The organism is Spiroplasma endosymbiont of Cantharis nigra (assembly GCF_964019925.1).
GTDB lineage: Bacteria > Bacillota_I > Bacilli_A > Mycoplasmatales > Mycoplasmataceae > Spiroplasma_A.
In genome coordinates this window covers 587,138-612,134 of the sequence record NZ_OZ026470.1, presented here as the reverse complement: position 1 = coordinate 612,134, position 24,997 = coordinate 587,138, and the positions used below count along the sequence as shown (strand labels likewise).

Sequence of the window (24,997 nt, the reverse complement as noted above, 5' to 3'; positions counted from 1 at the left end):
AAATGATATATACATTAACGTTAAATCCTGCAATTGATCATATTGTTTTAGCCAATAAAAAAGTAGAATTAGGTATAACTAATTATTATACTGATGAGTATAAAGTTATTGGCGGTAAGGGAATAAACGCTGGAATTATTTTAAAAAATTTGCAAGCAGATATTCAAGCAATTGGGATTATGGGAGAGAACAATAAAGAAATTTTTTTAAATAAATTTCAAGAAATAAATTTAAATAACAATTTTTTTCTTAATGAAGGATCAACTAGAGTTAATTATAAAATTAAACACTTAGAATCAAAACAAGAAACAGAATTAAATGGAATGGGATTTAATACTAAAAAAAGTGTTCTAAAAAATTTAATTGATTATTTAACATCTAATCTTCAAAAAGAAGATATTGTTATGCTAACAGGAAGTGTTGCAGTAGGTATTGATAAAGATATCTATAAACAAATTGGAAAAATTGCAAATCAAAAAAAAGCTATTCTAATTTGTGATGCTACAAATGAACTTTTAAAAAATGTTTTAAAAGAAAAACCTTTCTTAATTAAACCTAATCTTGAAGAAATTTGTTCGACATTAGGAATAAAATTTAACGAAGATATAAGTTTCGAAGAAACAAAGGAATTAATCAAGAAATTAAAAAAACTAGGAGCTCAAAATGTATTGCTAAGTATGGGCTCAAAAGGAAGTTTATATTTTGATTCAAATAATGATATTTACAAAGTTGGAATTGCAAAAGGAAAACTTGTAAACTCAGTTGGTGCAGGAGATAGCATGTTAGCTGGATTTGTTTTTGGAAAATATAAAAATCTAAGTATTGAAAATACACTTCAATACGCAGCAGCTAGTGGAGCTGCAACTGCTTTTAATGAATGACTTGCTTCAAAAGAAGAAATAGAAAAATTAGTTTCAAAAATTGATGTTCAAAAAATAAAATAGGAGGTTCACATGGAATTAAAAGATTTATTCGGTAAACAAATAAGTTTCTTTAATGTTGATTTAAAATCAAAAGATGAAGTTATTGATTTTCTTTCTAAAAGTTTAGAAAAAGAAAAATACATTAAATCTATTGAAGATTTTAAAGCAGCTGTTTACAAAAGAGAATCTGAAGGATCAACTGGGGTTGGAGATGGAATTGGTATTCCTCACGTTTTAAATCCCACAGTTCAAAAATCAGCAATTGCTTTTGTAAAATTGAAAAATAAAGTTGATTGACAGTCACTTGACGATCAACCAGTTGATTTAGTATTTATGATTATGACAAATGGAAAAGATGGAAATGAGCATTTAACTGCTCTTGCAGATCTATCTGGTTTCTTAATGAAAGCAGAAGTACAAAAAAAATTAAGAAGTGCTAAATCAATTAAAGATTTAGAAAATGCGTTAACTAAACAAGAACAAAAAGTTGAAAAAGTTGAAAAATCAGGTAGTTATGATGTTATAGGTATTACAGCATGTCCAACAGGAATTGCACATACATATATGGCTCAAGAAAAACTTGAAGAATATGCAAAACAAAAGGGTTTAACAGTTAAAATTGAAACTCAAGGACGTAGAGGAATTGAGAACAAGTTAACACAAGAAGATATAGATAATGCTAAAGTTATAATTTTAGCTCATGATAAAGCTCTTGAAGGACTTTCAAGATTGAATGGTAAAAAAGTTATTGATACAAATACTAAAGAAGCTATCTTTAAAGGTGATCAATTAATTGAAAAATATAAAAAAGGTGAGGGATTAACTGAAGTTAAAGCTGCATCTGATTCATCAGAAGTAAGTGAATTTACAATGAGAAAGTTCCTTGATATTAAAGGGAATTTACTTGGTGGAATTTCAAGAATGTTACCATTTGTTGTTGCAGGGGGAATTATATTAGGAATTGCTTTCCTAATAGACTTTGCTGCAGGAAATGGAAATGCTGGTGGAGATTTTGGAACAATTAATCCAGCAGCTGGTTGATTTGCAGCAATTGGAAAAATATCAATGTCTATGATGGTACCAATATTGGGAGCATTTATTGCGTTTTCAATTGTCGGATCTCAGGGATTAATGCCTGGAATGGTCGCAGGATTATTATCTACAAATATTTTGGGATTTGGTTATGCATACGATGCGGACGGTAACTCAATTACTAATGGGTGAAATGGTCTTTGATCAAGATTAATTCCATCTAATTTACAAGGAACTGAGTCTGGATTTATTGGAGCAATTGTTGGTGGTTATCTTGCAGCTTTACTAGTTGTTGGTTGATCAAAAGCAATGGTATCATTCCCAAAAGGATTACAAGGAGCTAGAGATATTGTCTTTATTCCTGTCTTGTCATTGTTATCAATAGCACTAACAATGTTTGTTATTAATATTCCTTTAGGATTCGTAATGGGTGGTATAAGCCTTGGTATTTCAGAATTAGCACAATTAAACTTATTATGATTAGTATCAATTTTAATTGGATTTATGATGTGTGTTGATATGGGTGGACCAATTAATAAAATTGCTTATTCTTTAGGTAATTTAGCAGTTGGTGGTAAATTAGTTACAGATATCAATGCAGCTGGAAATGCCTTTAATGATCAAACAATTATTATGGCATCAGCAATGTTAGCAGGGATGTTACCTCCTTTAATGGTAGCAATGTCAACAATTATTTTCCCAAGAGCTTGAACAGCAAAAGATAGAGATGCTGCAAAAGCTAACTGATTAATGGGTGCATGTTTCGTTTCAGAAGGTGCAATTCCATTTATGGTTAAAGATCCAAAAAGAGTTGCTGTAAGTGCAATGGCTGGTGGAGCATTAATTGGTGGATTAGTTGGAGCATTAAAAATTAAATTACTTGCATCACATGGTGGGGTATTCGTATTCCCATTACTAAGTTCAAGTTATTTAGAAGATGGTTCAATGAATGGTGGTTCAATTGCTTTAGGAGCAGGAGCAGCTGTTCTGATTGTATTAGGGGCTAGTTTATTGTCAGCAATACTTTTAGGTTTATGAAGAACAGCTGATATTAAAAATGGTAAATTAACTCTTGATGCAACTAATGGAGTAAAAGAGTCTATTTTAGAAAAAATTGAAAATGTTAAAAATAATGTAAAAATTAACAACAAAGAAGAAAGATTATCAATTTTAAATAAAAAATTAGATAATTACAGTGAATTTGAAAACGAATTGGCAACTAAACAAAAAGCTTATCAAGCTCTTGTTGAAGAAAAACATAAACAACGAGAAGCAAGAAAAGTAAATAAATAATTAATAAAATTTTAAATAAAAACCCATTTTTTGGGTTTTTATTTTGCTCTTTTTAAAAAAAGTGTAAAATATAAAGGTTAGAGGTGAAAATATGATTCAAAAACCCAGAGGAACAGAAGATTTAATTGATTTAAAAGTAAGAGAATACTTTGCTTTGGAAATGATAATAAGAAATATTGTTGATTCATTTAACTATAATGAAATAAGAACACCAATTTTTGAAAGTTTAGAATTGTTTAAAAAGGGTGTTGGTGAAGAAACAGATATTGTTTCTAAGGAAATGTTTATATTTACAGATCGAAAAAATAGAGAATTGACTTTAAGACCAGAGGGCACAGCACCAACTGTTAGAGCTATTTTAGAAAATAAGATGTATATAAATGAAAATTTACCATTAAAATTGTTCTATTTTGGTTCAATGTTTAGATATGAAAGACCTCAAGCTGGAAGAAATCGTCAGTTTAATCAATTTGGAGTTGAAGTTTTTGGACCTAAAACACCTGAAATTGACAGTGAAATTATTTGTTTATCTTCAATAATTCTAAATACAATTGGAATTGAAAATTATACAATTCACTTAAATTACTTAGTAAACGGTCAACAAAGAAAAGACTATATCAGTGATTTAAAGAAATACTTAGAGCCCAAATCACTTTGTGATGATTGTAAGAAAAGAATTCAAGTTAATCCATTAAGAGTTTTAGATTGTAAAATAGATGCTAATAAATTTGATGATGTAATTGATATGAAAGATTATCTAAATGAAGAAGACAAAAATTACTTTAAAACTTTGGTTGATAATTTAAACAATATTGGAATAAAACCAATAATTGATAAAAAACTAGTAAGAGGATTGGACTATTATACTGGTTTTGTCTATGAAATTAAAGATAAAAAGGGTTCAACATTATTGGGTGGGGGTAGATATGACGAACTTGTTAAAAAGTTAGGAAATGTTGATTTACCAGCATCTGGTTTTGGTATTGGCATGGAAAGATTACTAATTGCTTTAGAAGAAGAAAAAATTTACATTTCAACTCCTAATACTTTGGATGCCTATATTATTGCTTTAAGTGAAAAAGCAAAGCAATTTTCAAATATATTACTGCTAATGTTAAGAAAATCAGGTTTAAAAGTTGACTTTGATTTTATGAATAGAAGTATGAAATCAGCTTTTAAACAATCTGAAAAACTAAACTCCAAAAATATTATAATAGTAGGTGACAATGAACTGAAGGAAAATAATGTTATTATAAAAAATCAATTAACAAAAGAAGAGAAAAAAGTTGCATTTGATAAAATAGTAGATGCAATTGTTGGAGAATAAAAAAAATGAAACGCACACACACATGTGGAGAACTTACAATTAAGAATGTCAAACAAAAAGTGATTTTGCAAGGATGAGTTAAAAAAATCAGAAAATTGGGAGCAATGAATTTTATTGATCTTAGAGATAGATATGGAGTAACTCAACTTGTTATTGACGAATCAAAAAATTTAGAAAATATTAAATCTGAATATGTTTTAGAAGTTGAAGGAATAGTTATTGAAAGAAAGTCAAAAAACTCTGAAATTAAAACTGGAGAAATTGAAATTAAGGTTGAAAAATTAACTGTAATTAATAGATCTGAATTAACTCCTTTTGAAATTAAAGATAATATTGAATCTCAAGAAGATACAAGATTAACTTATCGTTATTTAGACTTAAGACGAGAAATAATGCAAAGAAATTTAATTACTAGAAGTAAAATGAATCAAACTATTAGAAATTATTTTCTGGACAATAATTTTATTGAAATTGAAACTCCAATTTTTGGTAAATCAACTCCAGAAGGTGCAAGAGATTTTTTAGTTCCTTCAAGATTGAATGCAGGTAAATTTTACGCCTTACCTCAATCACCTCAACTTTATAAGCAATTATTTATGATTTCAGGCTTAGATAGATATTTTCAAATTGTGAAGTGTTTTAGAGATGAGGATTTAAGAATAGATCGTCAACCTGAATTTACCCAACTTGATATGGAAATGTCTTTTGCAGATGATCAAGATGTTATGAATTCAATTGAAAATTTAATTAAGAAAATTATTTTTGAAATTAAAGGTCTTGAAATTAAAGAACCAATTCAAAAAATTACATGAAAAGAATCTATGGATAAATATGGTAATGATAAACCAGATTTAAGATTTGGTTTTGAAATCAAAACACTAAATGAAATTTTTAAAAAAAGTGAAATACCATTATTCTCTAATATTGAAAATAAAAGTATTAGATCAATTTGTATTGACTCTATGTTAAGTAAAAAAGATTTGGAAGAATTAACAGAAGTTGCTAAACAAAATAGTGTTGATATATTAGCATTTGCAAAATATGATTTAAAAGAATGAACAGGATCAATAGGTTCGAAATTATCAGATTTTGAAAAAAAAGAGTTAATAAAACTATTTTCAATAAAAAATCAGTCAACAGTTCTATTTGTTATAGATGAATATTTTAAAGCAAGTCAGGCAATGGGAGCAATTAGAAATAAAGTTGCAAAAATACTAAATTTATTAGATCAAGAAGTAATGAAATTAGCTTGAATAATTGACTTTCCTTTATTTGAATTTTCTGAGGAAGAAAATAGATTTGTAGCATCTCATCATCCATTTACAATGCCAGCAGATATAAGTTTAGATAACTTTGATATTGATAAAGCAAATGCATTAGCAAAAGCATATGATATAGTATTAAATGGTTTTGAAATTGGTGGGGGAAGTCAAAGAATTACTGATCCTAAAATCCAACAAAGAATGTTTGACGCAATTGGACTTAAAAAAGACGAAATTGAAACAAATTTTGGTTGATTCCTTAATGCTTATAAATATGGAGCTCCTTATCATGCAGGTTGTGCTTTAGGATTGGATAGAATTTGTATGATATTGACAGGTTCTGAAAATATAAGAGAAGTAATTGCTTTTCCAAAAAATTCATCAGGAATAGACAATATGACAAATGCTCCAGATAAAGTTGCTTCGTCACAGTTAGATCAACTTCATATTAAAATAAAATAATCTAAAGGATTATTTTTTTAATAAATTAATTTTATAATGATTGAGATATAATTCTATTATATTAAAAAAAAGAAAAGGAGAAAATTATGAAATCATTAAAATTTCAATTAGTTTATAAATATTTTTTTGGGCTTTTATCTTTCTTTACTATATTTTCATATTATATTTGAAATATAGCAACAGCAGGTGAAGTTAATGGTGTTTATCAAGGTAATTATGAAATATATACAATAGATTACTTTACAACATTTACTTTACTTTCAAATGTTCTAGTTCAATTTTGATTTTTATATGCAGCAATAAATCATAAAAAAGAAGGTAAAACAAAAATGTTAAGTTATACAACAGCTAATTCATTAGCAACAATGATAACTGTTACTTTAATTGTTTACAATGGAATTTTAATTCCAGTTGAGGGTTTTCCATCACATCCTTTTAGTATTTTTGTAACATTAGTCGATCATGCAATTATTCCAGTGGCTTTTATTTTATACGTAAATTTATTTATGAGCAATAAAGAAAAAGTTAATTTTAAGGAATTCTTTATTAAAAAATTTTGAATTCAATTTACTATGGTTTTAATTTATTGTATTTATGCAATGTTACGTGGAGAACTTAGATTTAACTCAGGAGATTACTATTTTACAGAAAATGTAAACTTATTATATCCATATTTCTTTTTAGATATTCATCATGTTGGACCAGCTGGGATTCCTGGTATTGGATGATTTTTCATTGCATTTTTTGGAATAATAGGATTATTGGTAGGATTTAGTTTCTTATATAATTTTATTAATAACAAAGTGATGGATAAGCAATATTATAAAAAAATAAATGATATTAGCTAAAACTACTTTTAAATAGTTTTTCTTTTTTTTAAACTTATTAACAATATGTTAAAATCTAAAATATATTTGCAAAGAAAAGAGAATATTTGAAATGATTAAAAGAAAATATAAAAATATTAGGGGGTATTATACTTATAATTTAATCACTACAATTATTGCATTTATTTTTTCTTTTCTTGCTTTATTTTCCAAATTTATTATTAGTTTTACTTTTGAAGATAAAAATAAGAATGGAGTCGTTATTTATAATAGTTTTGGAAAGTATTTGATAGGAACTTATCAGACTGCTTCAATAGATGATATTTTTAACACAAATTTAGAATTATTAAAAATACTATCTATATCTTTAACAACGATTCTTATTATCTTTACATTAATATTTTTTGCAAATAACTCAATTAAAAAGCCGTTTTTGAAATTTAAAAATTTAAATAGTATATATGTATTTTTAACTACTATAATGCTTATTGCTATTGTAATCATTAAAGCAATACTACTCTCACAGTTTATTTTGATTGAAAAAAGCTTAAATAGTCATATTTTAATTGAAGAAGTGCCAAGTTATCTTTCAGCAAATATTGATTTAGCATTGTTTCTTGGAGTAACAATTGTTGCTTTAATTATTACTTTATCTGCTATTTTATTTAATATTAGTATTTTAAAACTTTTAAATAGTGTAATTAAAAGTGATTCCACTAAAACAGTCACTAATTAATCAATTTAACTACTTAAAAGCTAAGTTTATGACATCTTAATTTAAATAAATTAAGATTGAATGATTATTCCTATATAATAATAGGAGTGTTAAATTACACATCTTTTGATAGCGTATTATTATTGCCTTTAAAAGAATTAAATAGAAAGGTAATGAACTTATGGGATTTGATAACAAAGATAACTTTAGAAGATCATCAAGCGATGGACCTAAAAATCAAGATGGAGACCGTGATCGTGGCGGAGACCGTGATCGTGGTGGAGACCGTGGACGTGGTGGAGACCGTGGCGGAAGATCAGGTGGATTTGGTGGTGGTCGCGGTGGAGACCGTGGCGGAAGATCAGGTGGATTTGGTGGTAGTCGCGGTGGAGACCGTGGCGGAAGACCTAATGGTGGATTTGGTGGACAAGTTGGAAATTCAGGAAGAATTGAAAACTTTGAAAAACCTCTTTTAGAATTATTAAAAGAAATTAATGAAAAATTAGACCTTTTAATAAATAAATAATTTTAATTAAAACTTTCTATTAGAAGGTTTTTTTATTTGTAAATTCAGTACTTAGAAAATGAACCCCAAATAGTAAGTACAATAAAAAAACGATTGTACAATTTATACTAAGAGGTGGTTCATTTTTTTATGGCAAAAAAAGGACAAGAGTTTATTAAATACTCAAACGAATTTAGAAAAATAGTTGTTGAATATAGTGATAAATATTCAATATTTATCACAGCTGAACAATTTAATATCCCTATAGGGACAATAAAAACTTGAAGATATAAAAGAAATCATAAAGGCTCTTTAGAGCAATTAAAACGTGGAAGAACAAAGAGTGAAAATTATAAGGAGAAATATCAGATACTAAAAAAGTTCCTTGACTTCTACATGCAACAAAGAAAATAAAAGTAATTTTTATTAAAAGAATGTTAAATGAATATAAGCTTTGTTTAATGTTAGAAGTTTTTGATATTAAGCGTTCTTATTGAGATAAATATAAGAATAAAATAGAAGATTCAATGGTAAATCAAATGCATTTAAATAATATTAAAATTATATTTAAGTTGCATAGATCACAATTTGGATATCGTAAATTGACAGAACATTTAAATAAGCTCTATGATAAATTGGGCATATCTAAAATCAATCATAAAAAAGTTCTAAGATTAATGAAAGAAAACTTTATTATGTCAATTTATCAAAAAAAAGTAAGAAAAAGAATAGCAAATAAAGTAAAAATTAAACAATCAACTCATGACTATTCTGATTTAATCAAACGTAAATATTTTGATGTAAAAATCCCCTTAAAAGTTTTATATACAGATATCACTTACTTAACCTTCAAAGGTCAAACTTATTATCAGTCTACCATTATTGATGGAGCTACACGTCAGATCATCGATTACAAGATTGGTAAAAGAATGACAGTAAAATTAGTTTTAAATAATTTAGAAGATGCATTAAATAAAATCAAGAAAATAAAAAAAGATCTGAGTGGAATTATAATTCACTCAGATCATGGAAGTCAATACACATCACTAGCTTGATTCAAAAGATGTAGTAAACACAATATAATTATATCAATGGGAGCCAAAAAAACTTGCGCAGATAATCAAGTAATTGAAAGTTTTCACTCACTTCTTAAAAAGGGAACAATTCATAATAATATCTATAAAAGCTTTGAGGAGTATATTTTAGATATAGTTAAATGAAATGAATGATATATTAAAGATAAAGGAAACTTATTAAAATTAGAGGCAATTAAGCAAATTGATTCAACTATAATATTATTAAGTAAAAAGAAAAAGTTAGCTCATGCTAGCCTAATATAAAATAATTTAAGTATATTTTTTATTGTACTTACTATTTAGGGTTCAGTCTCTTAATACTAATTTTTTTCTTTAATAAAATATTTTTTAATTTAATCAAAAAAATCCTTTTATCTAAAAATTTAAAAAGAGTTTAGACATTTCTATTAATAAATTAATTTAAAAGTTCTATGCTACGATTTAGTTAAGTTAATAGAATTTAACTAATAAAAATTGTAATAGATTTCTATATTAAAAATAAAATTTAAAACATTACTTTTTTGGTAGGTAGGGTGGGTTTAAGAATGAAAGGTATATATGATAAAACTTTTAAGTCTTATAGGAACTTTATCAGTTTCTAGTTCTGCTATAGCACCAATTGCTACAATGGAACAAAATATTAATAATAAAATTACTTCAAATGATGAAGTTGGAACGATTTGATTAAGTGTAAAGAATGAAAAACATTTTGACAAGGATGGAAAAATAATAGTTGGTACAGAGGATTACAAGGAAGTACTAATTAAAGCTGTTGAAGATCAAAGAAATTTTAATAGAGATAATAATGTTACAAGTTTTTCAATTACAGGTAGTACAACAAGATTTCCAGGAACTGGTTTTGATGGTTCAAGACCAGTAGGTTATGAGTTGGAAAGGGTTATTAATGCTAAAGAGTATGAAATCTTAAACATGAATGTTACAGTTGATAAATTAGATAATTGAGGAAATTACAAATATGCAATTGCTTTTGAAGCTATCGCTGATGGAGAAACAGTAAATGGCAATCTTTATGGTTATCAAGTGGAACAATCTTTAACTGATTTTCAAATTAAACCAGGATATAATGTTACACTAGATACACAATATACAATAAGTGAATCTATGGATTATACAGACAATGAATATAAATCAAACATTAGTTTACCAAACTTGGGAATTGACTATTTAGCAGGTCAAATAGTTAATATGTTTAATTATTCAGGAAATAGTTTAAATAGTGAGACAATTAAATATATTAATACAACATTAAAATTAAATATAGGTGATGTGAAATCATTAAATGTTTATAAGGCAATTAATAAAAATAGTAAATTTGAAAAAGGTTCAGTAATTTCAAATAATGAGTTAGTTAATGATAAGTATTTCTATGTTTCGTTTGAATCAAATGATGCTAATGGAACATTTAATATGTTAGTACATAAATAGTATAAAAACTCTTTATATTATTTACATATATATAAATTAAACTTGAGTTAATTAGTATTTTTTTACTAATTAACTCTTTTTATATTTAAATTAATACTTTTAAATGTTATTTATGATATTAATTAAATAAAAGGGGTAAAATATATGAAAAAATTATTTTTTTTCTTGTTGTCAATTAGCATAATAACATCATGATTAACTACAGTAGTTTCAGGTAATTTAATTGGTCCAAAACCAGATAATAAAAAAAACTTTGTAGTGTCATCATTCAATATAACTTAAGTAAAATTGAAGATAATCAAGAAATAAAAATTTAAAATAAGTTGAAGCAGTTAAATCCTAACTTAGATATGAGTGCAATTAAAATAGAAAGTATTTGAAATAAAGGTGCAAGTATCTCATCAATTGATGAAGTTATTTACAAAGAAAATAAGGAAATAAGATTTAGACTAAAAGGCTCCAATTGAACTATTGATAAATTTTTTGTTGGTTATTACTATTAATGGTGAAGACCAGTTCAAGTTAAACCAAGTTTTGATGAAATCGCTAATACTAATTACAATGTAATTGATATCTAATTTTTATATTCACCAACAGCTTATACTATACCAGTATTTCAACCATGAAATCGATCAGATATGAAGGCAGGAATTAAGTACTGCAATCAAAAGGTAAAAAAAGTACTTATTTCAATGGGCAGAACTACTGGAAGTGAAATGAGATTTAGATCTAATCAAAAAAATGAATTAAAATAAACAATTCTAAATGTAGTTAATGAATATGGTTTTGATGGTTTGTACATTGACTGAGAAGGTAGTTCTCTTACAAACAGAGAAGGTCAAAAAGTAATTATTGATGTTTTTAAAGAAATTAAAGATGAAAATTCTGAATTTATTATAACTATGGCTGCAGAAAAGCCCTATTTAACAAATAAATCAGATAAAGATAATACAGGTAGATATATTCCATTTTTAAGACAACTGTATGACTATTATGATTTGATAAATTCACAGTTTTATAATGGATGAGCATTTGGTACATATGTAGAACCTGAAGAAATGCAAAGATTGAATTTATTAATGGAATATATAAAAAATAATGATGTTTTTATAGAGCTGAATTTTATTATTTAATGACTAAATACTTAGTAACAAAGTATAGTCGATTAAATGACTTTTGATTAATTGATCTAGATAGATTTGTAATTGGAGCATCAACAAATGAGCCAGCTGGTAGAGGAACTGCTATTGAAGAATCTATTAAAAAATCACACAAACTTGTTAGTAAAGATGGTATTTATACAAAAGGTCTTATGTCTTGAACAATAAATAGTGATGCATATGATGGAAAGATAGCAACAATACCACAAGGAGAAGGAAAGGATTCTTTAATTATTAAATGAGAAAAATGAACTTTTTCAAAGTGATATAAAGATATTTATTTACAAGAATAATAAAATAATTTCATTGTTTTTATAATTATTTTAAAACTAATTTTTATTATTAACTATATGTAAGTTAGATATTTAATGTGATTTCAATATAGAAATATGCTTACAAAATTATATAAAAAAATTTTAAATATTTAGCTAGCACTATATTATTTCTTATATGATAAGATATAGAAAATGGACGGTAAATTAATATGAAAAAACTACTATGTTTAATTTCTTCAATAACTTTAACTTCTTCATGATCTACTACTGTTATTTCATGTGGTCTTTTTATTCAAGAAAAAGAAATCAAAGAACATCTTAAAGTTACTGATTTGGGTGAGGTTGCAAATAATCAAGAAATTACAATTATTACAAGATTGAAGGAATTAAATTCTGAATTGAAAGTAGATTCAATTAAACTTTCTAATATTACAGATAGTAAAGCTTTAGTTTCATCAAATGGGGATGGAATTTATAAAGGGAGTATTGAAGTCATATTTTCCTTGAAAGTTGATCCTTCACTAGAAATTGATTTAAATCAACATCTTAAAGTTACTGATTTGGGTGGGGTTGCAAATAATCAAGAAATTACAATTATTACAAGATTGAAGGAATTAAATTCTGAATTGAAAGTAGATTCAATTAAACTTTCTAATATTACAGATAGTAAAGCTTTGGTTTTATCAAATGGGGATGGAATTTATAAAGGAAATGTTGAAGTCATATTTTCATTGAAAGTTGAGCCTTCACTAGAAATTGATTTAAATCAACATCTTAAAGTTACTGATTTGGGTGAGATTGCAAATAATCAAGAAATTACAATTATTACAAGATTGAATGAATTAAATTCTGAATTGAAAGTAAATTCAATTAAACTTTCTAATATTACAGATAGTAAAGTTTTAGTTTCATCAAATGGGGATGGAATTTATAAAGGAAATGTTGAAGTTATTTTTAAACTAAAAGAAGCTCCAATTGAAACTATTGATAAAGTTTTAGTTGGATATTATTATGAATGAGGTGGAACAGCTCAGCTAAAACCAAGTTTTGAGGAAATGGCTAATACTAATTACAATGTAATTGATATCTCATTTTTATATTCACCAACAGCTTATACTATGCCCGTTTTTGAACCATGAAATCCAGCAGATATGAAAGCAGGAATTAAGTTACTACAATCTAGGGGCAAAAAGGTGCTTATTTCAATGGGTGGAGCTACTGGAAGTGAAATGAGATTTAGAAGTGATCAAAAGGATGAATTAAAAGAAACAATTTTAAATGTAGTTAATGAATATGGTTTTGATGGTCTTGATATTGACTGAGAAGGTAGTTGTCTAGCAGATAGAGAGAGTCAACAAGTGACAATTGATGCTTTAAAAGAAATTAAAGATAACAATCCGGAATTTATAATAACAATGGCTCCAGAAATGCCTTACTTGAAAAATTATACAGAGGCATCAGGAGGTAGTTATATTCCGTTTTTAAAACAATTAGATAAATATTATAATTGAATAAATCCACAATTTTACAATGGATGAGCATTTGGTCCTTTTATAGAAGAAGAGGAAAAACAAAGATTAAACTTATCATTGGGATCTATAACAAATGATGATGTTACATATAGAGCTGAATTTTATTATTTAATGACTAAGTATTTAACAACAAAATATAGTAGATTAAATGATTTTTATTTAATTGATCCAGATAGATTTGTAATGGGAGCTTCAACAAATGAACCAGCTGGTAGAGGAGCTGCTACTGAAGAATCAATTAAAAAATCATACAAACTTCTTAGTGAAGATGGTATTTATACAAAAGGTCTTATGACTTGAGCAATAAATTTTGATGCTTATGAAGGTATGATTGAAAGTAATGGTCAACAAGTTATGTTTAAAAAGTGAAGTTTTGAATCATGATATAATGAAACTCATAATAAAGAAAATAAATAACATTGTCCAATGTTATTTTTTATATATAGTTATAAATGACAAGTTATTAAAATTAATGTAAAATGAATTTAGTTAAGAAAATTAATTATTTATAAAAAATAGTTCTTTATAAAATTTTGAAATATTAATATTTTTAAATAATAATAATTTAAAAATAGTAAATTTCTTATTAATAATAAATGATTGAAATAATAGAAAAGAGAATTTTTAAATAAATTTTTTGGGTAAATTATGAAGAGAATTGATGCAGAAGATAAATATAAATGAGATTTACTTTCCCTTTATGAAAGTGATAAAGAGTTTTTATTAGACTTGGACTTATATGTTGAAAAAAATAATGAGTTATTAATGTATAAAAATAAATTGAAAAATAAGAGCGATTTTATAAATTTTTTAAAGCATTCAATCTCAGTTGATAAGAGTGTCTCTAAAATTAATCACTTTTTAAAGCATCTATATATAGAACAAAATAACCCTAGATTGCTAAAATTAGACTCAATTTTCAATAATAAAATGCAACAATTTGATGGTAAATTTTCATGAGTTAATGAAGAAATAAAAAATATTGGAAAGGAAAAAATTTTAAAGTGACTATCAGAAGATTCTGAACTTATTCATTATTCAGAAAGTTACAAGGAATTCTTTAAAAACATAAAATATCTTATGCCTCAAAAAGAAAGAGAGTTGTTATCAAAGGTTTCAAACTCTAGTTCAATTATTTATGAAATGTATGAATCAATGAGATTTAAAGATAATGAAGAAAAAAAGTTAGTGTATAAAAACAAAGAATATATTATTAATCAAAAGTTTATTTCAGATATTTTAACTTATTCAGATCCTATTAAAGACCAACAATTAAGAATTAGAGCAAGTTTAAAATTTAAAGAGGGGTTAAAATTTAAACAGCATACTTATGCAAAAATATATGAATCTATTGTAAAAGAAGAAATTGAATCAATAAAACTTGTTGGAATGAAAAGTTTCAAAGAAAATTTTTTTGATAGAGCTGATTTCTCGATTACAAATTTTTTAAACTTAATAAAATTTACTTCTAAAAACTCTAGTGTTTATTATAGATACTATGAAATAATTAAAAAATACTTAAATTTAGAGAAATTTTATGGAACTGATTCAAGTTTGGAACTATTTAAGTTGGAAAGAAAAAATTATAGTGTTGAAGAAGCTCAAAAAATAATTAAAAATTCTTTAAAACCAATTGGAGAAAAATATATTGCTAACTTAGATTATTGCTTATCAGATAATAGAATTGATTATTATGAGGATGAAAATAAGTCAACTGGTGCTTTTACAGTTGGAAGCAATACTTATGATTCCTTAATTTCTTTAAATTTTACAGAAGATATAGAATCAATTTCAACCTTAACACATGAACTGGGTCATGCTGTTCATAATTTATTTGCTAAACAAAATCAACCAAAACCATTAAATGGATTTTCAAATATGATTGCTGAAGTAGCATCAACGTTTAATGAACATTTGTTATTTGATTATTTATTTCAAAATGAAAAGAATGAAAGTAAGAAATTAATTTTAATTCAAAATAGAATTGAATTTATTTTTTCTAATTTCTTTTCTGCTATTGCAGATGCAGAGTTTGAATATCAGTGCTATAATTCAAGCGAAAAGGGTGAGGTGCTTACTCTAGATAAAATATCAGAAATACTAAAAAAGGCAAATAAGAAAGTTTTAGGAAAATCTATCTTTGATAGATATGATGATCAAGTATATAAATATAGTTGAATTGCTATATCCCATATTTTTGAACAACCTTTTTATATCTATAAATATGCTGTATCAATAGCGGTATCTTTTAAACTATATTCAGAATTTAAAAGAACCAATGATGCCTCTCAAATAATAAATTTCTTAAAAGATGGGGGAAGTCTAAAAGCTACTCAATTATTTAAAAAATATAATTTTGATTGTAAAAAAGAAGAATCATATAAAGATTTAATATTGGAAGTTGAAAAATTAGTAGAGAATTTTGAACAGTTGCTAAATAAAAAATAAACCTATTATTGGTTTATTTTTAATAAACATTACTTAAAAATCTTGTATAAAAATAGGTTATTGAATTTGAAAAGACAATTAATTCAATAGAAAGTATATTTATTTTAATAAGTTTTTCTTCACTTAGTTTATTTTTTTTCTTTAACATTTTGGAATAACTCATAACATCTCTTGCAGCGATGTCTACTCTAGTAATCGTGCTTTTATTTGAAAAAATTCTTTCAAAAATTAATTCTAAATATTCATCTTTTTTTATTATTTTTAAAACTTCTTTTTTATAAATTTCAAAATATGAAATTAGGCAATTATTTATCAATTCAATTGCATACTGTGATTTCTTTGCAATATCTTTTTTTGCAATATCTTCAAAGAAAGTGCATATTAATTCAATTGATTTTACTCAACCTAAAATAAAAACATAATCTACGATTAATTTATGAAATTTAGATAATAGCTTAGAGTTATTATTAATTAATTTAAACTTCTGATTGTAAAAATTTGAATAATTATCAATTTGCTGAAATAAAACATCATACAATTCGTAGTTATTCGTATATTCAATGATAAAGTCATTTGGATTTTTATTAAATCTCAATATTCATTTCATAAGTTTTTTAATGCTTTTTTTAATGTCTTTTTCTCAATAGGGACTTACATTTTTTAAATGTTCTTTATCTTTTGATGTTAATTTGTATGCTTTAAAGTTATTTATCATTTTATTAAACCTTCTATAATTCATTAATTTTATTATATATTAATTGTATAAAGAGAAAAGAGAATAATTTATGTTAGGTAAATATGATTTTAATCACGAAAATTCTAAGAAAATATTTAAATTTTATAATCCAGCCTTGCAAATAATATCGATATTATTTGAAGATCAAAAAATCCAGCTTAAAAGAGATAACTTGCTAACTAAAGAATTTGAAAAGATATTTAATTATTTTAAAAATATTGAATATCTTGATCAATTTAAAGAAGTCAAAGATATGATTAACTTTTATTATTATGATTTTTGAAATGAACTAATTTCTTTAAATAGATTACAAGTCTTTGATCGTCATAAATATTGACCGAATATAGAGTCAATAAAGCAAATTGCAGATTTATTAGATAAGTGAATAGTTCAAAGTTATAATAATGTAAAAAAAAATAAAGAGGTAATGAACCTATTTGAATGTATTAATGAAATTCAAAATATAATAGTTAATTATTGCAATAGTTTAATCAATGAAAATTTTAATTTTAATAAGAAAATTATAGAAGGTTTAGAGCTTATAAAAAATTCAAATAGTTTTGAAACAATTGAAAGTTCTTCAGAAATAATTTTAAATATGTTTGAATATAATTCATTAAACAGTGAAAGCATTCATAATATTTTTGAAGAAAACTCTCAGGATTATTGAAAGATTTTTAATACCTTAACAAATATCTCAATATTATCAGTATTTGCTATACAAATAAAAGAGGAAAATAATTGAAATATAAAACAGTAGTCAAAAATGAATCTTTAAAATAGTACTTTTAACACCTTAAAAGTTTTAAAATATAATTTTATTTATTTATTTTGCTATATAATAATCTTGATTTATATCTTGAAATAAGTTCTAAAAAATATATATGAAAATATAAAGAGGTAGTAAAAAATGAAAAAAATTATAATGTTTTGAACATTAATATGATCATTATTTTTTTCTTTTACAGTTTCAACATCTGAATTTGTAAAAACTAATATTGAAAACAATAATTTTGCAAAAACTATTAAATATGTAAATCAAGATGAAGAAATTTCATATAAATCTTTAATAACTCCAAAAAGCAATTATATGTATTATGGACGTCTTTTAAAATATTACTATGCAAATAGTATTTCTATTTCAAACAGTGATATTCAAAAAATTCAAACTACTTTAAGTATAAGCGGAGTTCAAAGTGAAATTTATGAGTCACTATTTATTCAAAACATGTTAGCATCTACTGTTATGCCAAGTATTTATGGTTCTTCAAGTGATGCAGAGTTTTTTGCAGAAAGCTTTAGTAAATGATTAAATACAGAAGATAACTTAAAAAACAAAAGTTGAGAAGTAACAAATAATTTTTATATTAATATTCTTCCTGAAATTATTAAAATAGGAGGGACATTTGATGGCCTTTATGATAACTCAGTAACAATATCACAAAAATTTATTGATCTAGTTGAAAACTTAGAAAATAAAGTATATTATGATACAACTTTGCCTACAGCACCAAGTAATGCTCTAAACTTGCAATATTCAAATAATTCAATTATTTGAGCAAATAATCAGCAAACTTTAAATTATATAATTTCTCAACTTAGAGTACAAACAGGAAATACTATTTATCTTAATCAAATTCAAAAAAGTAGTTTATTAACAGTTGCTTCTTCATGAATGCAAGATTCATACACTCCGGCAAGTCAAGAATCAATTGATTCATTTAATAACTTTAATGCAAATCACTATGAGTCATTTGATAATTTAGATAAAACATTAGCTGAAGCAACAAAAGATAAAAATAGTTATAGTGGAGTTTGATTATCACATGTGTATGATAATCTTGAAGAGGTATATTTAAAAAATACTCCAAATAGTTTGGGATCAGATAGTGAAAAATGAACAACTAATAATACTCAAAAGTTAAGAGATATTACTTTAAAAACTTATAATTCGCTTTATAACATTATACAAAATGATATATGGGTAAATAATATATTAGTAGCGCTTATATTAAGCCCTAATTTTCCTTTAAAAAATGATGATGGAACAGATATGAATGATGGAACAATGGGTTATACAAGTACAAATTATTATGTAAATAACCAAAATGCTTTTGTAAGCACTGCATATTCTTACATTGTAATTACTGGACCTAGTTTAACATTTAAAGAATTTAACAGTCAGTACAAACAAGGTTTTTGAAGTAGTCCATATAAATTTAGTGTAGTTGTTCACGAAATCGGTCATGCTTTGGATGGATTTGGAAGTAAATTAAATTATTATAGAAGTCAAAACCATTCAAAAACCTTAGACTATAAATCACTTTATACAGGTGATACTTTTGGAGAGTATGTTGCTAAGAGTAATAATTGAAATATATGGGTAATAATTTTAGCAGTTAGTGGGACTGCAATTATTTTAACAATAACTTATCTTGTGATAAGAAAAAAATCAGCTAAAAAAGGTGCTATTAAATCTTAATTGTTTAAAAAAATCTACTAAGTAGATTTTTTTATCTTGTTGTTTTAGAGGAAATATCTTGATTTTGTTTAATTTTAAGTATATAACATATAAGTGGTTAAAATTGATAAATCCAGATTGGGATAATATCAATAAAATACAAAGTTTTAAGGGGAAAAAAAATATATGAAAAAATTATTGACACTATTTTCAGCAACTAGTTTATTTGTTTCTACGTCTAATATGGTTATTTCATGTCAAAAAGAAAAGGTAATTAAATTTGAATTACCAGATCAACCTGAATCAGAAGAAGATATTATAAATGGTTTGGATTATTATACTGAAGAAAAAGCAAAAGTAGATGAAATAATTAAACAAGAACTTGCAGAATGTTCAAATTGTAGTGAAAGTCAAAATAATCAAATACTATTAAAAAGTGAATCAAGACAAAGAAGTGTAGTATATGAAAGTTTTATTAAAGCTTATAAATCTTATAAAATGCTTGAATTTGAATGTGATGAATTAGAATCAAAAAATTCGGGAAAAACTTATAAAAGCGAAAGTATTAATGACTTTGAACAATTTATGGATAAAAGTCAAGGATATAATAATTTAACAAAAGATACAAAAAAATTTATGAAGAAAATTCAAGAATGAGCTAGAGAAGGAACATTAGAACTTGAATAGTTGCTAAGTTTATTGAATGATTCAACGTTATTTTTAATAAAAGAGTATACAAATTTATTTATAAAATAATCAATATTTTATGGAATTTTAAGGTAAAATTATTTATAATTAATTTGAGGAGAAAAACATATGAAAGATAAAAGTCTATTATTATTAATAATATTATTAATATTGGCAATTATACCTGGAATAATTTACTGATTATTACATCCACAACATAAATTGATTACATTAATTTTATTATTAATTTTAGCAATTATACCTGGAGTATTATACTTAGTATGACCAAAAGGTGGATATGCAAATTAATATAGAAATATATTAATTTAATTTTGAAAGTTATTATTTTTTAAGATAATAACTTTTTTTATACTAATTTCTCAGCTAAAGCAGATCCATCTATATAACATAAGAAATTGAATAGTTTTACAAATTACTTTTTAGAATTAATATTTAAAAATATTTTTACATTTTAAGGTAATTACTTACCTTATTACTTACTATTTCATATTATGAGTTGTATTATTAATGCTTTCTTCCTCTTTTTATAAAAATATTTCAATATAGATGTACTTTTTAGTTCAAATTAACTAAAAAGTAAACTTTTAAAGTATTTTTTTATCTTATTCTAAGTTTTTCATTTTTGACAATGTCTTTTAATTGTATATAATACAAAACATGGGAGACTATAAAAATGAAAAAACTATTATCAATTTTATCTACAATTGCTTTTACTGCTTCAACATCATCAGCTGTTGTTAGTTGTAATTTAAAAGTAGATAATACAAAGGACATTGATAAAATCATTAAAAACAAAGATTTAGGAAAAATAAGCAATGTAAGTGAAAGTATTCTAAAGAGTGCACTTAAACAAAATAATCCAAAAGTAGATACAGATAAATTGGCATTAAAAGATGTTGATTTATTTAATGGAAATGCTACTTTTGTTGCAAAAAACAGAGCAACCGATTACGATGGGGAAGCTCGTGTTAAATTTGATTTTGGAAATAGAAAAGCAGATTCTCAATATTTATGAGAATCTATTAGCAATACATGATTAGGGACAATCACTAGCAATGATTCTGCAGAAATCTTAAAAGAGTTAAAAGGAGTTAATCCATTAATCAACACAAATGAATTAGAAGTTAAAGCTATTAATCCATGAGGAGCAACTATTGAAGCAAAGAGTAATTCAACTCTTTATAAAGGACAATCAACAGTTTCTTATAATGTAATTAATGGTGGAGATTCATCAGCAGTAGCACTTTATTCAGCAGTTAAAAACAGCTGATTGGGAGAAATACAAGCTGGTTCTAATGAACAAGAAACTGAAAAAAATATATTAAATCAAGTTAAAGCAAAAAACAGTGAAATTGATATTAATGAATTGGAAGTTACATCAGTAACTGAATGAGGAGCACAAGTTGTTGCTAAATCTGGTTCAACAGTATACCAAGATGAATGTTATATTAGTTTTACTTTAAAAGGAAATTCAGAAGGTTCTGGATCAGTATCTTCACTTTACAATGAAGTTAAAACAACTTGATTGGGTAATATTTCAGATATAAATGAAGCTACAATTATGGAAGCTGTTAAAATAAACAATCCAAATTTAGATACTTCAAAATTAACTTTAAAAAATACTAATGAGTATAACTCAATTTTAATCCCCAATGAAGAAGGTAAATCTAAATATAAAGATGAAGTATGACTTTCATACAGTGTTTCAGAAAATGCTAAACCTGTTGAAAAGAAAGAATTAAGTCAAGTTATTACAAAAACAAGCTTTGAAAAAAGTAAAAGCACAGCAATTCATTTAGGTGAAGGTGAAAATCTAAGTGAATTAAAAATTAAAGAGTTAATTGACAGTGCCAATAAAGGATTAGATTTAAATCAAGTTGAAATTTCTAATATAAAAGAAACTGGCAATAAAGGAATAACTGAAGAATTTACAAATTATTCAGCAACAGTTAAAGCAAAAGAAAATTCATATAGTTATAAAGGAACTGTTGATATTAATTTTTACACAGTAGTTTCAATATCTCAACCTGATGAATTAAATGATATTATTAAAAATACTCAATTAGGTGATCTTAATGAAAATACAGAAGTAAGTATTTTAAGTGCTTTAGCACAAAAAAATACAAACTTAGATTTAGGACATTTAGAAGTTAAAAACATAACAGAAACAAGTGCAACTATTAATTCTATTAGTGGCAGCAAAATCTATAATGGTTCTGTTGAAGTTAACTTTAAAGTTATTGAAAAAGAAAAACCTTCAAATAAAAAAGATTTATCTGTTGATTTAACTGAACCAAATTTAGGAGAAATTAAGGACGCAAATACCTCAACAATCTTGGATGCAGTTTATGCTAAAAATAAAAATGTTAAAAAAGATGAAATTGAAGTTAAAAATATTTCTACAACTGGAGCCACAATTAAAACAAAGGCAAAATCTGAATTTTATAATGAAGATTCACAAGTTGTAATCAATTTTAGTTTAGAAGAAAATGGTGAGAAACCAAAACCTTCAAATGATGCACTTTTAGTAGGTTACTGATATGAATGAGGTGGAGAAGGCCAACATAATAATCCAGTTGATTTATTAAATAGTAATGAATTATTAAACTCTGCATATAATGTAATTGATATTTCATTCTTATATACATGAGAACCATATGCAATGCCTACTTTTGAAGCATTCAGTCCAACAAGTAAAGAGGGAATTCAAAGAGGAATTAAATCTTTACAAAACGCTGGTAAAAAAGTGATTTTATCAATGGGTGGAGCTACTGGTGGAGAAATGAGATTTAGACAAGATCAAACTGATCAATTAACTGCTACATTTATTAAATATATGGATGAATATGGATTTGATGGAATCGATATTGATTGAGAAGGTGGAGCACTTGGAGACAGAGAAAGTCAACAAACTACAATCTCAGCTTTAAAAGAAGCTAAAAAAATTCAAAACTCAAAAGGTAAAGAATTTATGTTAACAATGGCACCAGAGTTACCATACTTAAAATACAATACAGAAGGTGGTAATCAAGCAAGTTATATTCCTTTCTTAAAAGGACTTGATGGTATATATGACTTTATAAATCCTCAATACTATAATGGTTGAGCATTTGGACCATTTGTTGATGAAGAAGAAAAAAACTATTTAGGAGTTAATACTTCATATATTTCAAATGATGACACTGAGTATAGAGGTGAATTCTACTACTTAGTAACAAAATACTTAACAACAAAATATAGTGCCCAAAACGATTTTTATGAAAAAATTCCAACAAATAAATTCGTTTTAGGAGCTGCTACTAATGAACCTGCAGGTAGAGGTGCAGCAACAAGAGAATCAATATATAAATCATATGTTTTACTAGAAAATGACAATATTCATATTCGTGGATTAATGACATGAGCTATTAACTATGATGCTGTTTCAAATTGAATGTTTGAAACTTGATTTAAAGAAACTTGAGGAAATAAATAGTTTGTAGTTTAATATAATCAATTAAAATCTTATTCAATATTTTGAATAAGATTTTTTTTATTTAAATATTAAAAGTTCCTCTAATTTAATTAAAAATTAAAATTATGGAATTAATATATAAAATTATATAATTTTATAAAAATAGTTAAGAGACTAACTTATTTGAAATTAATATAAATTTTAAGTTTCAGATATTTTTAAAAAATAATTAGTAAATTAGATCTATAAAATAAAATCTCTAATCAAAATTATAAAGAAAAATATATGTTTTTTTGAAATATGGTTCTTTAGAAACTTAACAATAAACTTTTTACTTTTTGGAGAATGAAGTTAAAATTTCAATATATATATAATGAGATTAGAAATAATAGATTTTTAATGATTTAGAAATTTTGTAAACGCTTAAAGTTAAATTACTTTCAATAGAAATTCTTTAATAGAGTTTAAAAATATAATTAATATCTAATTGTCTTTTATAGTGGAAACTGATTTTTAAAATTAAAGCAGACTCGTTATTAATTGAGATGTTTTAAAAAAAATGAAATAAATCTTAGAAATAGTTCATTTTTTCTTAATATTTCATCAACTTTTTTATTTTTTCTTTTTAATCTAATTAAAATATATATGTATATAAAAATTATACGAGAAAGGAAAAAGCATAAATAAACTATTAACTACGCTGCTAGTATTACTTTATCAATAAAAACCATTCGATTTTTAAGAAGGAATAGAGGTCAATTTTTTTATAAAAGCAATAATAGTATTGTATCTTATTTAGTCTACTTAAAATTAATTGTCAATAAACTAAATTTCCAAGTAGTTAAAATAATTATGTATTATATTTGAAATAAGTCACAAAATAAAAATCAATCTATAATTGAAAAAACTATTAAAGTATCAAGCCTTACAAGTGTTAATATTAATTCTATTAAAAATAATTTTTTAAATAATAATAATAATAAAGTAACTTTTTTCAATTATATAAATAAAAAATATTATTATATGATTAATAAAGATACAAATTTTTGAGATTGAAGAAATTATAGAAAAAAAGACTAAAAAATTAAGTGAGATGTCTTTGAAGACACTAAACTAAATTAATTATGAAAAAGACTTTAATTTTTTCTTCTTTAGTCTCATCAATTATTCTTACTAATTTAGTAATAAGTTGTGGGCCATCAGTTATAACAAAACCTGCATTGGACTCTGACAGAATTCCATTAGAAATCATTAACAAAATTACTGAAAAAAACAATTCATGAATTTGAGAAATATTTATATGATATTTATGGTAATAATAAAAATTCTAAAAGGACTTTTATGATTTTGTAATA

Annotated in this window: 24 protein-coding genes; 22 read left to right on the top strand and 2 right to left on the bottom strand. The window is 24.9% G+C overall.

Going from position 1 to position 24,997, the window contains the following annotated elements; all coding sequences use genetic code 4:
- Window positions 1–2 precede the first annotated feature (2 nt).
- The 16 genes from AACL04_RS02605 to AACL04_RS02530 all read left to right on the top strand — a co-directional run bounded on the left by AACL04_RS02605 (window position 3) and on the right by AACL04_RS02530 (window position 16,283).
- Window positions 3–944, top strand: coding sequence for a 1-phosphofructokinase family hexose kinase (locus AACL04_RS02605; RefSeq protein ID WP_339031155.1), 942 nt, complete (start codon window positions 3–5; stop codon window positions 942–944).
- 9 nt (window positions 945–953) lie between these two features.
- The gene (locus tag AACL04_RS02600; RefSeq protein ID WP_339031153.1) at window positions 954–3,248 is read left to right on the top strand and encodes a fructose-specific PTS transporter subunit EIIC; all 2,295 of its coding nucleotides are present in this window, start codon (window positions 954–956) and stop codon (window positions 3,246–3,248) included.
- A gap of 91 nt (window positions 3,249–3,339) precedes the next feature.
- Window positions 3,340–4,575, top strand: a complete 1,236-nt coding sequence (gene hisS / locus AACL04_RS02595; RefSeq protein ID WP_339031151.1) for a histidine--tRNA ligase — start codon at window positions 3,340–3,342, stop codon at window positions 4,573–4,575.
- Between the two features lie 5 nt (window positions 4,576–4,580).
- Window positions 4,581–6,299 (top strand): aspartate--tRNA ligase, encoded by a 1,719-nt coding sequence (gene aspS / locus AACL04_RS02590; RefSeq protein ID WP_339031149.1) that lies wholly within the window; start codon window positions 4,581–4,583, stop codon window positions 6,297–6,299.
- A gap of 86 nt (window positions 6,300–6,385) precedes the next feature.
- The gene (locus AACL04_RS02585) at window positions 6,386–7,147 is read left to right on the top strand and encodes a Pr6Pr family membrane protein (protein WP_339031147.1); all 762 of its coding nucleotides are present in this window, start codon (window positions 6,386–6,388) and stop codon (window positions 7,145–7,147) included.
- Between the two features lie 91 nt (window positions 7,148–7,238).
- Window positions 7,239–7,862, top strand: coding sequence for a hypothetical protein (locus tag AACL04_RS02580; protein WP_339031146.1), 624 nt, complete (start codon window positions 7,239–7,241; stop codon window positions 7,860–7,862).
- 203 nt (window positions 7,863–8,065) lie between these two features.
- A complete protein-coding gene (locus AACL04_RS02575) occupies window positions 8,066–8,317 on the top strand; it encodes a hypothetical protein (RefSeq protein WP_339031145.1) in 252 nt (83 codons plus the stop codon).
- Window positions 8,318–8,496: 179 nt separating this feature from the next.
- Window positions 8,497–8,760, top strand: a complete 264-nt coding sequence (locus AACL04_RS02570; protein ID WP_339031144.1) for a hypothetical protein — start codon at window positions 8,497–8,499, stop codon at window positions 8,758–8,760.
- A gap of 47 nt (window positions 8,761–8,807) precedes the next feature.
- Complete coding sequence (locus AACL04_RS02565; protein ID WP_339031143.1) at window positions 8,808–9,686, top strand: IS3 family transposase; 879 nt, start codon at window positions 8,808–8,810, stop codon at window positions 9,684–9,686.
- A gap of 294 nt (window positions 9,687–9,980) precedes the next feature.
- Window positions 9,981–10,868: a hypothetical protein gene (locus AACL04_RS02560; protein WP_339031141.1), complete on the top strand. Its 888-nt coding sequence runs from the start codon at window positions 9,981–9,983 to the stop codon at window positions 10,866–10,868.
- A 144-nt stretch (window positions 10,869–11,012) separates the two neighbouring features.
- Entirely contained in the window at window positions 11,013–11,150 is a 138-nt protein-coding gene (locus tag AACL04_RS02555) for a hypothetical protein (RefSeq protein ID WP_339031139.1), read from the top strand.
- Between the two features lie 68 nt (window positions 11,151–11,218).
- The gene (locus tag AACL04_RS02550) at window positions 11,219–11,371 is read left to right on the top strand and encodes a hypothetical protein (protein ID WP_339031137.1); all 153 of its coding nucleotides are present in this window, start codon (window positions 11,219–11,221) and stop codon (window positions 11,369–11,371) included.
- 291 nt (window positions 11,372–11,662) lie between these two features.
- Window positions 11,663–12,001, top strand: coding sequence for a hypothetical protein (locus AACL04_RS02545; RefSeq protein ID WP_339031135.1), 339 nt, complete (start codon window positions 11,663–11,665; stop codon window positions 11,999–12,001).
- Complete coding sequence (locus AACL04_RS02540; RefSeq protein ID WP_339031133.1) at window positions 12,001–12,321, top strand: hypothetical protein; 321 nt, start codon at window positions 12,001–12,003, stop codon at window positions 12,319–12,321. The genes AACL04_RS02545 and AACL04_RS02540 overlap by 1 nt, the downstream gene beginning before the upstream one ends.
- Window positions 12,322–12,512: 191 nt before the next feature.
- Window positions 12,513–14,252 (top strand): glycosyl hydrolase family 18 protein, encoded by a 1,740-nt coding sequence (locus AACL04_RS02535; protein ID WP_339031131.1) that lies wholly within the window; start codon window positions 12,513–12,515, stop codon window positions 14,250–14,252.
- A gap of 231 nt (window positions 14,253–14,483) precedes the next feature.
- On the top strand, window positions 14,484–16,283 hold the full coding sequence (locus AACL04_RS02530; protein ID WP_339031129.1) for a M3 family metallopeptidase: 1,800 nt from the start codon (window positions 14,484–14,486) through the stop codon (window positions 16,281–16,283).
- 19 nt (window positions 16,284–16,302) lie between these two features.
- Here the strand turns inward: AACL04_RS02530 and AACL04_RS02525 are convergent, their stop codons facing one another.
- On the bottom strand, window positions 16,303–16,998 hold the full coding sequence (locus tag AACL04_RS02525; protein WP_339031127.1) for a hypothetical protein: 696 nt from the start codon (window positions 16,996–16,998) through the stop codon (window positions 16,303–16,305).
- Between the two features lie 70 nt (window positions 16,999–17,068).
- On the opposite strand from AACL04_RS02525, the gene AACL04_RS02520 reads away from it, so the two are divergent.
- From AACL04_RS02520 to AACL04_RS02495, 6 genes are all read left to right on the top strand, one after another.
- A complete protein-coding gene (locus tag AACL04_RS02520) occupies window positions 17,069–17,779 on the top strand; it encodes a hypothetical protein (RefSeq protein ID WP_339031125.1) in 711 nt (236 codons plus the stop codon).
- Window positions 17,780–17,929: 150 nt separating this feature from the next.
- Window positions 17,930–19,501 carry a hypothetical protein gene (locus tag AACL04_RS02515; RefSeq protein ID WP_339031123.1) on the top strand — a complete coding sequence of 524 codons (1,572 nt, stop codon included), beginning with the start codon at window positions 17,930–17,932 and terminating at the stop codon, window positions 19,499–19,501.
- A 165-nt stretch (window positions 19,502–19,666) separates the two neighbouring features.
- On the top strand, window positions 19,667–20,167 hold the full coding sequence (locus AACL04_RS02510; RefSeq protein WP_339031121.1) for a lipoprotein: 501 nt from the start codon (window positions 19,667–19,669) through the stop codon (window positions 20,165–20,167).
- A 129-nt stretch (window positions 20,168–20,296) separates the two neighbouring features.
- Window positions 20,297–20,476: a hypothetical protein gene (locus AACL04_RS02505; protein ID WP_339031120.1), complete on the top strand. Its 180-nt coding sequence runs from the start codon at window positions 20,297–20,299 to the stop codon at window positions 20,474–20,476.
- 385 nt (window positions 20,477–20,861) lie between these two features.
- Window positions 20,862–23,663: a glycosyl hydrolase family 18 protein gene (locus AACL04_RS02500; protein ID WP_339031119.1), complete on the top strand. Its 2,802-nt coding sequence runs from the start codon at window positions 20,862–20,864 to the stop codon at window positions 23,661–23,663.
- 831 nt (window positions 23,664–24,494) lie between these two features.
- Complete coding sequence (locus AACL04_RS02495) at window positions 24,495–24,722, top strand: hypothetical protein (protein ID WP_339031117.1); 228 nt, start codon at window positions 24,495–24,497, stop codon at window positions 24,720–24,722.
- Between the two features lie 28 nt (window positions 24,723–24,750).
- Here AACL04_RS02495 and AACL04_RS02490 read toward each other — a convergent pair whose 3' ends face one another.
- Window positions 24,751–24,894, bottom strand: coding sequence for a hypothetical protein (locus tag AACL04_RS02490; RefSeq protein WP_339031115.1), 144 nt, complete (start codon window positions 24,892–24,894; stop codon window positions 24,751–24,753).
- Window positions 24,895–24,997 lie beyond the last annotated feature (103 nt).